12 protein-coding genes are annotated in these 11,823 nt (G+C 69.7%); 5 read left to right on the plus strand and 7 right to left on the minus strand.

The features are described 5' to 3' along the window. Positions 1-128: 128 nt before the first annotated feature. Together O1R50_RS25955 and O1R50_RS25960 are read right to left on the minus strand one after the other, a co-directional pair. Positions 129-716, minus strand: a complete 588-nt coding sequence (locus tag O1R50_RS25955) for a ClpP family protease (protein WP_270113166.1) — start codon at positions 714-716, stop codon at positions 129-131. Then, positions 713-1,342 carry a ClpP family protease gene (locus O1R50_RS25960; RefSeq protein WP_270113167.1) on the minus strand — a complete coding sequence of 210 codons (630 nt, stop codon included), beginning with the start codon at positions 1,340-1,342 and terminating at the stop codon, positions 713-715. Before O1R50_RS25960 ends, O1R50_RS25955 begins: the two co-directional genes overlap by 4 nt. 115 nt (positions 1,343-1,457) lie before the next feature. Here O1R50_RS25960 and O1R50_RS25965 point away from each other — a divergent pair, with 115 nt between their 5' ends. Beyond that, complete coding sequence (locus O1R50_RS25965) at positions 1,458-1,988, plus strand: COG4315 family predicted lipoprotein (RefSeq protein ID WP_270113168.1); 531 nt, start codon at positions 1,458-1,460, stop codon at positions 1,986-1,988. Here O1R50_RS25965 and O1R50_RS25970 read toward each other — a convergent pair. Further along, the gene (locus tag O1R50_RS25970; RefSeq protein WP_270113169.1) at positions 1,985-2,674 is read right to left on the minus strand and encodes a response regulator; all 690 of its coding nucleotides are present in this window, start codon (positions 2,672-2,674) and stop codon (positions 1,985-1,987) included. The genes O1R50_RS25965 and O1R50_RS25970 overlap by 4 nt on opposite strands. Beyond that, the gene (locus tag O1R50_RS25975) at positions 2,671-4,341 is read right to left on the minus strand and encodes a sensor histidine kinase (protein ID WP_270113170.1); all 1,671 of its coding nucleotides are present in this window, start codon (positions 4,339-4,341) and stop codon (positions 2,671-2,673) included. Before O1R50_RS25975 ends, O1R50_RS25970 begins: the two co-directional genes overlap by 4 nt. Positions 4,342-4,441: 100 nt before the next feature. On the opposite strand from O1R50_RS25975, the gene O1R50_RS25980 reads away from it, so the two are divergent. From O1R50_RS25980 to O1R50_RS25990, 3 genes are read left to right on the plus strand one after another with little or no spacing between them, the layout of a single operon-like run. Next, entirely contained in the window at positions 4,442-5,440 is a 999-nt protein-coding gene (locus O1R50_RS25980) for a Bug family tripartite tricarboxylate transporter substrate binding protein (RefSeq protein ID WP_270113171.1), read from the plus strand. Continuing rightward, on the plus strand, positions 5,437-5,991 hold the full coding sequence (locus O1R50_RS25985) for a tripartite tricarboxylate transporter TctB family protein (protein WP_270113172.1): 555 nt from the start codon (positions 5,437-5,439) through the stop codon (positions 5,989-5,991). The genes O1R50_RS25980 and O1R50_RS25985 overlap by 4 nt, the downstream gene beginning before the upstream one ends. A 12-nt stretch (positions 5,992-6,003) precedes the next feature. Further along, positions 6,004-7,512: a tripartite tricarboxylate transporter permease gene (locus O1R50_RS25990; protein ID WP_270113173.1), complete on the plus strand. Its 1,509-nt coding sequence runs from the start codon at positions 6,004-6,006 to the stop codon at positions 7,510-7,512. Between the two features lie 65 nt (positions 7,513-7,577). Here the strand turns inward: O1R50_RS25990 and O1R50_RS25995 are convergent, their stop codons facing one another. Both O1R50_RS25995 and O1R50_RS26000 read right to left on the minus strand, forming a co-directional pair. Further along, a complete protein-coding gene (locus O1R50_RS25995; RefSeq protein WP_270113175.1) occupies positions 7,578-8,735 on the minus strand; it encodes a DUF418 domain-containing protein in 1,158 nt (385 codons plus the stop codon). A 110-nt stretch (positions 8,736-8,845) separates the two neighbouring features. Then, positions 8,846-9,595, minus strand: coding sequence for a DUF2306 domain-containing protein (locus tag O1R50_RS26000; protein WP_270113176.1), 750 nt, complete (start codon positions 9,593-9,595; stop codon positions 8,846-8,848). 143 nt (positions 9,596-9,738) lie between these two features. Between O1R50_RS26000 and O1R50_RS26005 the strand changes: the two genes are divergently transcribed. After that, a complete protein-coding gene (locus O1R50_RS26005) occupies positions 9,739-10,428 on the plus strand; it encodes a TetR/AcrR family transcriptional regulator (protein WP_270113177.1) in 690 nt (229 codons plus the stop codon). Between the two features lie 6 nt (positions 10,429-10,434). On the opposite strand, the gene O1R50_RS26010 is transcribed toward O1R50_RS26005, so the two are convergent. Beyond that, positions 10,435-11,256: a hypothetical protein gene (locus tag O1R50_RS26010; protein ID WP_270113178.1), complete on the minus strand. Its 822-nt coding sequence runs from the start codon at positions 11,254-11,256 to the stop codon at positions 10,435-10,437. Positions 11,257-11,823 lie beyond the last annotated feature (567 nt).

The following is an 11,823-nucleotide window of genomic DNA, read 5'->3' on the forward strand; positions in this document are numbered from 1 at the left end:
GAGTGGCTCATCGAGGGCCTTTCTGGCTTGGCGTGTCTTGTAGCGATTCACACCGAACCAGAAGGTCCTCTCCTCGTCTCAGCCCGACTCAGCTCGTGAGGTGTTCACAACCTCCCGAGACAGAACACCTAGCGCTCCTGCATGACCGCGTCGATGAGGCCGTAGTCCTTCGCCGCCTCGGCGGTGAAGACGCGGTCCCGGTCGGTGTCGGCGCGCAGCGTCTCGACGGTCTGGCCGGTGTGGCGCGAGAGGATCGACTCGATGTCGGCCCGCACCCGCACGATCTCGTCGGCGGCGAGGATCAGGTCCGGGATCGTCCCGCGCCCCTGCGCGGCGGGCTGGTGGAGCACCACGCGGGCGTGCGGCAGCGCCGCCCGCATCCCCTCGGCCCCGGCCGCGAGCAGCACGGCGCCGACCGCGACGGCCTGGCCGACGCACGTGGTCGCCACCTTCGCCTTGATGTACCGCATCGTGTCGTAGATGCCGAGCATCGCGCTCGGGTCGCCGCCCTCGCAGTTGATGAACAGGTTGATGGTGCGCTCGGAGTTCTCCGCGTCCAGGTGGAGGAGCTGCGCGACGAGCGCGTTCGCGACCCCGGCGTCGATGCCGGTGCCCAGGTAGATGATGCGCTCGCTGAGCAGGTACGAGTAGACGTCCATGATCCGCTCGCCGCGGTCGTTCTTGGTGATGACGTTGGGGATCGAGTAGGTGCTCATGCGGAGGCTCCTTCGCGGGTGAGGCCGAGCCCGATGCTGCGGCGCGCTTGCGGGGCGATCTCGTCGAACGAGGCCACCACGCCGTCGACGAAGCCGTAGTCGAGGGCTTCGGCGGCGGTGTACCAGCGGTCGTGGAGCGAGTCCTCGAAGATCCGCTCGATGGGCTGGCCGGTGTCCTCGGCGATGAGGCCGAGCACGGTGTCGCGGGTGTGGCGCAGGTCGTTGGCCTGCAGTTCGATGTCGACGGCGGCACCGGCGATCCCGGCGGAGCCCTGGTGCATCAGGACGCGGGCGTGCGGCAGGGCGCGGCGCTTGCCCTTCGTGCCGGCGGAGAGCAGGAACTGGCCCGCGCTGCACGCCAATCCGAGAGCCAGTGTGGACACATCACAGGGGATGAGCCGCATGATGTCGCGGATGGCGAGCATCGAGGGGACCGATCCGCCCGGGGAGTGGATCCACAGTGCGATGTCGGCGGAGGCGTTCTCGCCTGCGAGGGAGAGCAGCTGCGTGGCGAGCAGCGTCCCGTTGTCGTCGTCCAGTGCGCCGTCGAGGACGAGCACGCGCTGCTGGTACAGCTCGCGCCTGGCCCGGTCGTCGAACATGGGCGGTTTCCCGTTTTCACTCATGTCTCCACGATGCGGCCGCGGCGGCCCCGTCGGCAACCGTTTCCGCCGGGAGCGGATCCGCTGTGAGCAGCGCGAAATCCCGCGAGCGGGCTCCTTCGCTGCTTAGGCTCCACGCATGACCAGATCGATACGACACCAGCGCGCCTGCGCGCTCGCGGCGGCCGCGTTCGCCCTGTTCGGGGCCGCCGCGTGCGGCGACTCCGATTCGGACGGCGGCACGGATTCGCCCTACGGCGCGCCCACCACGACCGAGTCGCCCACCGACGAGGCCACCGCCGAGGGCGCGGCCTCGCTCGCGACGGCCACGGACGACAACCACGGCGAGTTCCTGGTCGACAACGACGGTTTCTCGCTGTATCTGTTCCGGTCGGACTCCGAGAACACCACCACCTGCTACGACGCGTGCGCGAAGGCGTGGCCGCCGCTGCTCACCGACTCCGCCGACGTGACGACGGATGGCGCGGTCGACGCCTCGCTCATCGGCACGATCGAGCGCACCGACGGCACCATGCAGGTCACGTACAACAAATGGCCGCTGTACTACTACGCGGAGGACGACGAGCCGGGCGAGACGGACGGCCAGGGCGTGCAGAACGTCTGGTACCTGGTGGCGCCCAGCGGGGACGCCAACACCACCGAGAATTAGGCGTGCGGGCCGTCCGCGCGGCGCCAGCGGTAGCGGCGCTCCGGGCGGCCCCGGCCCGCGTACTTCAGCGCCACTTCGGCGCGGCCGGTGTCGGCGAGCTGCTCGAGGTAGCGGCGGGCGCTCACCCGCGAGACGCCGATCTGCTCGGCGCATTCGGCCGCCGACAGGGTGCTCTCGGCCTCGCGCAGCGCGGTCTCCACGAGTTTCGCGGTCTCGCTGCTGAACCCTTTGGGCGGCAGGGCGATCGGCCCGGTCGCGGGCCGGTCGAAGGCCCGGTCGACATCGGCCTGGTCGTGCACGGCGGCGGCGGCGAGGCCCGCCCGCCGGTTGGCGTACTGCTCGAGGCGCTCGGTGAAGTCGTCGAAGCTGAAGGGCTTGAGCAGGTAGGAGACGACGCCGAGGCGCACGGCCGCGCGCACCGCCTCCGCTTCGCGGGCCGCCGAGATCACCATGACGTCGCATTCGTGGCCCTCGGCCCGCATCCGCGGCAGCAGGTCGAGCCCGAACGCGTCGGGCAGGTACAGGTCGAGGAGCACCAGGTCGGGCCGGTGCTCGACGAGCGCCGCGAGCGTCTCCTCGCCGGTGCGGGCGCAGGCGACGACCCGGAAGCCGGGGGTGCGCTCGACGAAGCCCCGGTGGATGTTGACCAGCCGGAAGTCGTCGTCGACGACCAGCACATCGATCATGTCGGTTCCTTCACCGGGCGGATAGTGGGGGGAAGAGCGGCATCGTGGAGGAGCGGCAGGACCGCGGTGAAGCGGGCGCCCCGCCCGGTGTGCTCCAGGGCCACGGAGCCGCCGTGATGCTCGCACACGAGCCGCGTGAGCGCAAGTCCGATGCCGTGCTCCCCAGCTGCGGCTTTAGTCGTGTAGCCGTGCGCGAAGACCTCCCCGGCGGTCTCGGGCGGCACGCCGGGACCGGAGTCGTCCACGGTGATGTGCACGGCCCCTTCGTGTTCGCGGATCGCGACGGCCACCCACGCATCGGTGTCGCTGCGACGCGGCAGCGGCGCGTCGCGGACGTGCGAGGCGGCGGCCTCGACGGCGTTGTCGACGAGGTTGCCGAGGACGGTGCCGACGTCGGCCGAGTCCTCGTGGGCGAGCGGCGCGAGCGCGCTGCCGTCGACGATGTCGAGCCGCACCCGCCGCTCGGAGGCCTGCGCGGACTTCGCCATGAGGAGCGCGGCGATCGCCTTGTCGCGGATGGGCTCGCCGATGGAGAGGTCGAGGGACTGGCGGTGCCGGTTGAGGGCGGCGATGTAGTCCACGACCTCGTCCTGCTCGCCGATCTGGATGAGCCCGGAGATGGTGTGCAGCTTGTTGTCGAACTCGTGGGCCTGGGCCCGCAATGCCTCGGCGGTCGAGCGGAACGACCCGAGGTCGCGTTCGAGCTGGACCAGCTCGGTGCGGTCGCGGAGGGTGGCGACCGAGCCGAGCGGGCGGCCGTCCTTCGCGACGGGCATCCGGTTGACGACCAGCACCCGGTTCCCTTGCAGCACGACCTGGTCGGATCCTTCGGCCGCGCCGGTGAGGACGTCGCGCAGCCGCGTCGACAGGTCGAGCTCCTCCACCGTCGCGCCGACGGCGGTGTCGGAGAGGTCGAGGAGGCGGCGCGCCACATCGTTGACGAGCGTGACGCGGTGCTGCTCGTCGAGCGCGACCACCCCCTCGGCGATCCCGTAGAGCATCGCCTCCCGGTGCTCGGCGAGCCCGGCGATCTCGCGCGGCTCCATGCCGAACGTCTGGCGCTTGATGCGCCGCGCCAGCAGCCACGACCCCGCGACGCCGAGCCCCGAGGCGATCCCCAGGTAGAGCAGCAGGTTCGGGCTGTCCCCGGCGAGCAGCGCGGCCGCCGAGGGCACCTCTTGGCCGACCACGGCGACGCCGAGCAGGCCGTAGTCCTCGACCGCGATCACCGGCGCCTGCCCGACCAGCTCGGTGCGGCCGCCCAGCTCGATCTCGCCGCGCCAGCCGCGCCCGTCGAGCACGCCCGGACCGAGCGGCAGTTCAGTGCCGATGAGCAGCGGGTTCGTGGAAGCGACCACCTCGCCGTCGGCGTCGGCGATCGTCACCGATGAGACCTGCCAGCGCTCCAGGCTCGACTGGATCTCCGGCGCGAGCGTCTGCGCGGGCAGCGGCTCGGGCAGGCGGCCGCGCACCAGGTCGGAGGCGGCGAGGCTCTCGGCGAGCTGCGTGACGCGGCGGCCCTGCTCGATGGTGAACAGCGCCTGCGACTGCGCGACCGAGACGCCCGCGACGGCGGCGAGCACGAGGAGGATCACCGTCAGCTGGAAGACGAGGAGCTGACCGGCGAGGGTCGGGCGGTAGGGAAGGCGAAGCCGGGACCTGAACACAATGAACTCAATGATCGTTACGGACACAAGGCTGACGTCGGGACCGCGCCAGGGTGACCATCGTCTCTCACACCACCCTCGAAATGAAAGAGCAACGACGATGAAATTTCACCGGAGGGCCCTCCTCAGCGCTGCGGCGGCCGCTCCCGTCCTGGCGGCGGCCTCGGCCTGCGGCCTCACCGCCGAAGACGGCGGCAGCGACGGCGGCCCGCTCACGGGCCTGCGCATCATGGTCCCCAACAGCCCCGGCGGCGGCTACGACACGACCGCCCGCTCCATCGCGCGGATCATGGAGGACGAGCAGATCGCCAAGGGTCTCGAGGTTTTCAACCTAGAAGGCGCCGGCGGCACCGTCGGCCTCCAGCGCACCGTGAGCGAATCCGGCAACGGCGACCTCGCCATGCAGATGGGCCTGGGCGTCGTGGGCGCCTCCTACACGCAGCAGTCCGAGGCGAAGCTGACCGGGACCACCCCGCTCGCCAAGCTCGTCGAGGAGTCCGGCGCCATCGTCGTGCCCGTCGACTCCCCCTACCAGACCATCGACGACCTGGTCACGGCCTGGAAGGCCGACCTCGCCGGCGTCACCGTCGGCGGCGGCTCCTCGCCCGGCGGACCCGACCACCTGCTGCCCATGCAGCTCGCCGGGGCCGTCGGCATCGACGCGACCAAGGTCAACTACGTGTCATACGACGGCGGCGGCGAGCTCCTCCCCGCGCTCCTGGGCGCGAAGATCAGCTTCGGCGCGAGCGGCGTCGGCGAGTTCATCGACCAGATCGACGCCGGGCAGCTGCGGGTCCTCGCCGTCTCCGGCGCCGAACGCGTCGCGGTCGTCCCCGACGCCCCCACCTTCGCCGAATCCGGCATCGACCTCGAGTTCACCAACTGGCGCGGCTGGGTCGCCCCGCCCGAGATCGAGGACGCCGACCGCGACAAGTGGATCGGCGCGCTCACCGCCATGCACGACTCCGCCGCCTGGCAGGAGGAGCTGGAGAAGCAGGGCTGGACCGACTCGTTCCTCACCGGCGACGACTTCGCCACCTTCCTCGAGGAGCAGGACCAGCGCGTCGCCGACGTCCTCACCGAACTGGGCCTGGCATGACCATGCCGGACGAGACCGCCGAACACCCCGCCGCCGACGCGGCGGGGCCGGAGGCCGACAGCGCGGCGGAGGCCCCGGGGCGCGACCTCGCGCAACTGTGGGTCTGCGGCTTCATGGCCGTCCTCGGCACCCTGGTCATCATCGACGCCGCGAGCCTGGGTGCGGCCGGAGCCTCCAACGACCCGATCGGCCCCAAGCCGGTCCCGATCATCCTCGGGATCCTCCTGTACGCCGTCGCCGCGTTCTACGCGCTCGACGCCATCCGCGGCGGCCACGGCGAGGACGAGGGCGCCCACGCGGGCGACCGCCTCGACTGGAAGACCATCGCCGCCCTCTGCGCCGTGTTCATCGCGAACGCGCTGCTCATCGACTGGCTCGGCTGGGTCATCTCCGGCTCGATCCTGTTCTGGGGCAGCGCGATCGTCCTCGGCTCGCGCCGCTACCTCATCGCCGGGGCGGTCGCGGTCGCGCTGGCGCTCGCCACGTTCTACGGATTCGCCATCGGGCTCGGCATCGGCCTGCCCGCGGGCGTGCTCCAGGGCATCCTCTAGGAAGGCTGGGCCATGGAGAACCTGAACTCCCTGATCGACGGCTTCGCCGCGATCCTCACCCCGGGCAACCTGCTCATCGCGCTGATCGGCGTGACCATCGGCACCGCCGTCGGGATGCTGCCGGGCCTGGGCACCGCGATGACCATCGCGCTGCTGCTGCCGCTCACCTACGGGATGGAGCCGACGCAGGCGTTCATCATGTTCGGCGGGATCTTCTACGGCGGCATGTACGGCGGCTCGACCACGGCGATCCTGCTGAACACGCCCGGCCAGTCGTCCTCGGTGGTGACCGTCCTCGAGGGCTTCAAGATGGCCAAGAACGGCCGCGGCGGGCAGGCGCTCGCGACGGCCGCGATCGGCTCGTTCATCGCCGGGACGATCGCGACGATCGCGCTGGTGTTCGTCACCCCGATCACGGTGGACTTCGCGATCGGGCTGGGCGCGCCGGACTACTTCGCGATCATGGTGCTGGCGCTCGTCGCCACGGCCTCGGTGCTCGGGTCCTCGCGCATCCGCGGGTTCGCGTCGCTCCTGTTCGGCCTCGTCATCGGCACCATCGGCATCGACGCGGTGACCGGGCAGCAGCGGTTGACGTACGGCGTGCCGCAGCTTGCGGACGGCATCGACATCGTCGTGGTGGCCGTGGGCGCCTTCGCCGTCGGCGAGGCGCTGTGGACCGCGGCCCGCCGCAAGATCGCGACGGACGAGGTCCTCCCGGTCGGCCGGGTGTGGATGGGGCGCAGCGACTGGCGGCGCTCGTGGGGGCCGTGGCTGCGCGGTTCGGCGCTCGGCTTCCCGTTCGGCGCGGTCCCGGCGGGCGGCGCTGAGGTGCCGACGTTCCTGTCCTATGTGACCGAACGGCGGCTCTCGAAGCACAAGGACGAGTTCGGCAAGGGCGCCATCGAGGGCGTGGCCGGGCCCGAGGCGGCGAACAACGCGTCGGCGGCGGGCACGCTCGTGCCGATGCTGGCGCTCGGCCTGCCCTGCAACGCGACCGCCGCGGTCATGCTGGCGGCGTTCCAGACCTACGGGATCCAGCCGGGCCCGCTGCTGTTCGAGAACCAGTCGGCGCTGGTGTGGACGCTCATCGCGGGCCTGTTCGTGGGCAACGCGATGCTGCTGGTGCTCAACATGCCGCTGATCCCGGTGTGGGTGAAGCTGCTGCGCATCCCCAAGCCGTACCTGTTCGCGGGCATCCTGTTCTTCGCTTCGATGGGCGCCTACGCGACCAGCGGGCAGCCGTTCGACCTGTTCGTGCTGCTGGCGCTGGGGCTGATCGGCCTGGCGATGCGGCGCTTCGGCATCCCGATGCTGCCGATGATCGTCGGCGTGATCCTCGGTCCGATGGCGGAACGGCAGGGGCGCATGTCCCTGCAGCTCTCGGGCGGGGACCTGTCGGGCCTGATCGGCGGCCCGACCTCTTGGGTGATCTACGCGATCGTCGCGCTGATCGCCTTGTGGCCCTTGGTGGGCCTTATCAAACGTCGCGCTGCTCGCGACAGGGTCGCGGTCGCCGCATAGCGGCCGGGACCCGAAGAGGGGGAGGTGCGGGCCGGAGGGGGGCTTCCCGGCCCGCACCTTTTTTGCTAGCGGAGTACGGCCTTCTGGAGCATCTCGGCGGGCCCGGTGGTGAAGCGCCGCAGCCACAGGCTCGAGCCGACGAGCAGCACCGCGCTGATCGCGGCCCAGAGTCCGAGGACGAACCACGGGTTCGATCCGAACCTCACAGCGAGACCGAGGCCCCAGCCGTAGCAGACCGCCGAGGCGAGCAGATTCTGCAGGATGTAGCCGCTGAGGGCGGTGCGGCCGAGGCTTTCGAAGGCGCGCATGGCGATCCCGCGCCGCGCGTGCTCGACGATCACTCCCACGAGGCCGATGTAGCCGAGCATGACCACCGGCGCGGCGACGTACCGCTCCAGGAAGAACAGCCCGTCCGGCCCGGCCATCACCGCGAGGTTGAGCGGCACGCCGATCCCCAGGCCCCAAACCAGGAGCCGCATCCGGATCCGGCCGCCAGCGGCGTCCCCGCCGAACGCTCCAGCGCGGAAGAGCTTGACGCCCAGCATGAACAGGAACACCAGGAGCGGGAAGGTGACGACCGGTTCGATGCGGAAGGCGAGCGCGTTGTCGAGCCGGAACTGGACCTGGTCGATCCAGGAGCCGGACGCGTACAGGGCCTCGATCTGGGGATCGCTCTGCTGTTCCAGGCCCGGCCCGGCGAGCATCGCCGCGGTGATGAGTCCCATGAGCGCGAGATGCAGGCTGAGCGCGGTCCACATCACCGCGTTCTGCGCGCGCTGCGAGCGCCGGAGCATCCAGGCCACCGCGATCGCGGTGACGGCGTAGCCCATGAGCACGTCCCAGGCGAACACGAGGACGAAGTGGATGGTTCCTTCGGCGAAGAGGAACAGCGCCCGCCAGTGGTAGCGGCCGGGCCAGCGGCGTCCGCGCTTCTCGCTGGAGCGGAACTGGATCGCCAGCCCCACGCCGAAGAGGACGGTGAGCATCGACAGGAACTTGCCGTTGGTGAGCAGTTGGAAGAGGCCGCCGATGAACGAGTCGTCGGTGGTGGCGCCGGAACTGCCGAGCAGCGGCCCGGCCTCCCCGGCCGGGGAGGCGAAGATCCAGATGTTGGTGCCGAGCGTGCCGAGGATCGCGACGCCGCGGAGGACGTCGAGCAGCGGCAGGCGCTTCGACACCGGTGCGGCTTCGGCGGTCGCGACCGCCGCGGTGGAGGTGTGCATGTACTCAGGTTCGCGCGCCGCGGGGCCGAAGGAATCCTTCCGCGGCATGGACTTTCACGTGCCGCGGGGCGACCGGGGGTGGAGCCCGGCCGCCCCGAAGGTCGCAGTGTTCAGACCCCGACTGCGACTTTGGTGGCAGGCGCGACGCGCTTGGCGCGCTTTGGCTTCCGGTCGAGCCACCACTGGGCGATCATGAGGTTCACGACCCAGCTGATCCAGATCGAGGCGACGGCCGCGTCCTCGATGAGGGCGTCCATGTCGCCGCCGTAGTACCCGTCGAGGAACGGCATGAGCGCGACCAGGAAGATCACCAGCCACACCCGGTTGACCACAATGGACGTGCACAGCGCGAAGCTGCGGATCATCCAGCGCCGGTGCTCCTGGAAGCGACGGCGGCGGGCCGCGACGAGTCCGGCGAAGGTGACGGCGAACCACAGGAGCGAGAGGAACACGTTCCCGATCTTCCCGGCCGGGCCGATCACCGACAGGATGCTCACGACCAGGGCGAACAGGCCCGAGGGCACGACGCCCGCGAAGACGTAGACGCGGCCCGAGATCCGGTGGATCTTCGGGTGGTGCTGGCGCAGCCACGGCCAGACCTGCATCGAGCAGGTGATGATCGCGATCGAGCCGAACAGGATGTGCCCGGAGAGCATCAGGTAGTGCGTCTCGGGGAAGGCCTCCTGCAGGTCGACGAGCGAGTCGCCGGTGTCGAAGGTCAGGTAGCCGGGCAGACGCGCGGCCACGAACAGCCCCACGATCACGAACAGCGGGACGATCCAGGGGCGGCGGTACCACTTCGGTCTCGCCTGGGCGGGCGGGGTTTCGGGGGCTTCGGCGAGGACGGTCGGCTCGGCCATGGGGTGCTCCGATCAGGGGATCCGAATGATGCGTATGGAATACGCTAATTAGCGTACCTCATACGCTAAACTGACGGTTGCCGCGAGCGCTCGGCCGCGACGTAGGCTGCGGGTCTCGGGACGCGAGCGAAAGGAACGCACCAGTGGGCACAACCGACTACGACCTGCTCTGGGGCGAGGCGACCCGCGCCGGTCGCGGACGCCCCTCGGGCCTCAGCCGCGAACGCATCGTCGCCGAGGCCGTCGCGATCGCCGATGCCGAAGGCCTGCACAAGGTCTCGATGAAGCACCTGGCCGAACGCCTGGGCAGCGGCGTCATGTCCCTCTACCGCCACGTTCCCGGCAAGGACGAGCTCGTCGTCCTCATGTACGACTCCCTCATGACCGGGCCGCTGCCCCTCCCCGAGGCCGACCACTGGCGGGACGTCCTGCGCCACTGGGGGTTCGGCGTGCGCGACCTCTTCATCGCCCACCCCTGGGCGCTCACCGTGGCCACCTCCGAGCGGTCGATGGGGCCGGGCGAGGCCGGATGGGTGGACACCATGATCGGGAGGCTCACCGCCGTCGGCCTGCCCGCCGAGCTCGGACTCATCGCCGTGCTCACCGTCGACTGCTACGCCCTCGGCGCGGTCCGCCCCGAGATCGGCGGCGCCGAAGGCGACACCGACTTCTTCCAGTTCCTCGCCGACCCGGCCGCCCGCACCCGCTTCCCCAACCTCGCCCGGCTCGCCGAACCCGGCTCCGCTACCAAGACCGCCATGAAGGACCACTACGAGTTCGGGCTCGAACGCCTCCTCGACGGCCTCGAACGGTTCATCGAGTCGCAGCACTGACCAGGGTCAGTAGGATTCGGTCCCGATGCCCTTGCGCATCGTGGCGACGTTGAACGCCTGCCAATGGGATTTCGAGGTTCCCAGGTAGCCGCCCTTGCCGATGCGCTCCAGGACCTCGTGCGAGTGCCGTTTGGCCTGGTCGCCCCATTCGCCGTCGATGGTGGTCCCCTTGCCCCAGATATAGCGGCAGCTGGCCTGGACATGCAGGATCTGCGACTCGGTCCTGGTGAAGGAAGTGGTGCCGGTGCCGGACGTCATGTTGTCGACGTAGACGCTGACTCTGCTGCCGTTGAGATAGGTCCGCACCGTTCCGAAGTGGTAGTGGAGGGTCGCTGCAGTCGCCCAGTAGTTATTGCGGGCGTATGTGAGGCCCGAACCGCTCCCTCTCCCCCAGATCTCGTAGTTGGCCTGGAAGGCGCCTTGGGAGGTGGGGCTACCGTGATTGACGTAGATGTGGTCGAGGTTGAGCGCCCTGCCCTGCCGCTGCGCCGCATTGCCGCTGTCCTTGTGGACTCCTGAGATCCACACTCTGAGCGGTTTTTCGTACCCCGTGTTTTCGAACCAGAGCTGCAGCCAGGCGTTCAGCTTGTCGTGGAACGACGGTCGGTACCTGTATGACTGGAGTTGAGCGTTGGACGCGTTGACCGTATTCTGCCCCCAGATGCCGGAGTAGTACCGGAGTTCGCCGTGCGCCTGCGCCGCGGTCGCGGGGAGGAGGATGCCCGAGGCGGCAGCGGCCCCTCCGGCCGCGAGCGTGAAGAGCCGTCTGCGGTTGAAGCCGCCGTCTGGAGCGGTAGAGCCTTCAGGGGTGTTGCCGTTGTCGGCCATGAGGTACGCCCTTCTCTGGGGGATGTGGTGCCATGGCTGCGGAATCCCGCCATTATTGCTGATGCTTGCCCGAATGTTGCGCGACTTCCGCACGGCCGAGCCGTGCATCGAGCTCCCGGCCCTGTGGCGGTCGAGCTGGTGGCGCAGGGCCGTGCAGCTCGCCTGGCTGCCGACCGGCGGCAGGAGCGGGGCGTTGCTCGTTGAAGGGTTGCGCTGCGCTCATCGATTCAGCCGGCTCTCTCAACGCCGACGGCCGGGACGAACGTGTCAATCGCGGCTCGCCTTTCCCCGTCACTCTTGATGGTTCTGCGCACCCTTCAGGTAGGGCGACTTCGATTCTCTCGCCCGAATCAGCAGGGATCAAGGCGGGACAGCGGCGGGAGTCCGGCAGGAATCAGTCCCATTCCAGTTGCCTCCTGCCACATGGGCTGGCATAACTAAGCTTGCGTTTTAACCTTCTTGGTATGCGCTGCAGGGTGTTTGGAGGCAGCGTGAGGTGGATGGTTCATCATCTTGGTTGTGCCACAGGAGTTTGCGACTACTTCCGCTGCTGAGCCGGGGCAAGCC

The sequence above is a fragment of the Glycomyces luteolus genome, assembly GCF_027622875.1.
Taxonomy (GTDB): domain Bacteria; phylum Actinomycetota; class Actinomycetes; order Mycobacteriales; family Micromonosporaceae; genus Glycomyces; species Glycomyces luteolus.

Coding starts and splice junctions, on each gene's coding strand:
- O1R50_RS25955 (WP_270113166.1), bottom strand. CDS start 716: ATGAGCACCTACTCGATCCCCAACGTCATCACCAAGAACGACCGCGGC.
- O1R50_RS26010 (WP_270113178.1), bottom strand. CDS start 11,256: ATGGCCGACAACGGCAACACCCCTGAAGGCTCTACCGCTCCAGACGGC.
- O1R50_RS25985 (WP_270113172.1), top strand. CDS start 5,437: ATGACCATGCCGGACGAGACCGCCGAACACCCCGCCGCCGACGCGGCG.
- O1R50_RS25970 (WP_270113169.1), bottom strand. CDS start 2,674: ATGATCGATGTGCTGGTCGTCGACGACGACTTCCGGCTGGTCAACATC.
- O1R50_RS25980 (WP_270113171.1), top strand. CDS start 4,442: ATGAAATTTCACCGGAGGGCCCTCCTCAGCGCTGCGGCGGCCGCTCCC.
- O1R50_RS25960 (WP_270113167.1), bottom strand. CDS start 1,342: ATGAGTGAAAACGGGAAACCGCCCATGTTCGACGACCGGGCCAGGCGC.
- O1R50_RS25995 (WP_270113175.1), bottom strand. CDS start 8,735: ATGCACACCTCCACCGCGGCGGTCGCGACCGCCGAAGCCGCACCGGTG.
- O1R50_RS25990 (WP_270113173.1), top strand. CDS start 6,004: ATGGAGAACCTGAACTCCCTGATCGACGGCTTCGCCGCGATCCTCACC.
- O1R50_RS25965 (WP_270113168.1), top strand. CDS start 1,458: ATGACCAGATCGATACGACACCAGCGCGCCTGCGCGCTCGCGGCGGCC.
- O1R50_RS26000 (WP_270113176.1), bottom strand. CDS start 9,595: ATGGCCGAGCCGACCGTCCTCGCCGAAGCCCCCGAAACCCCGCCCGCC.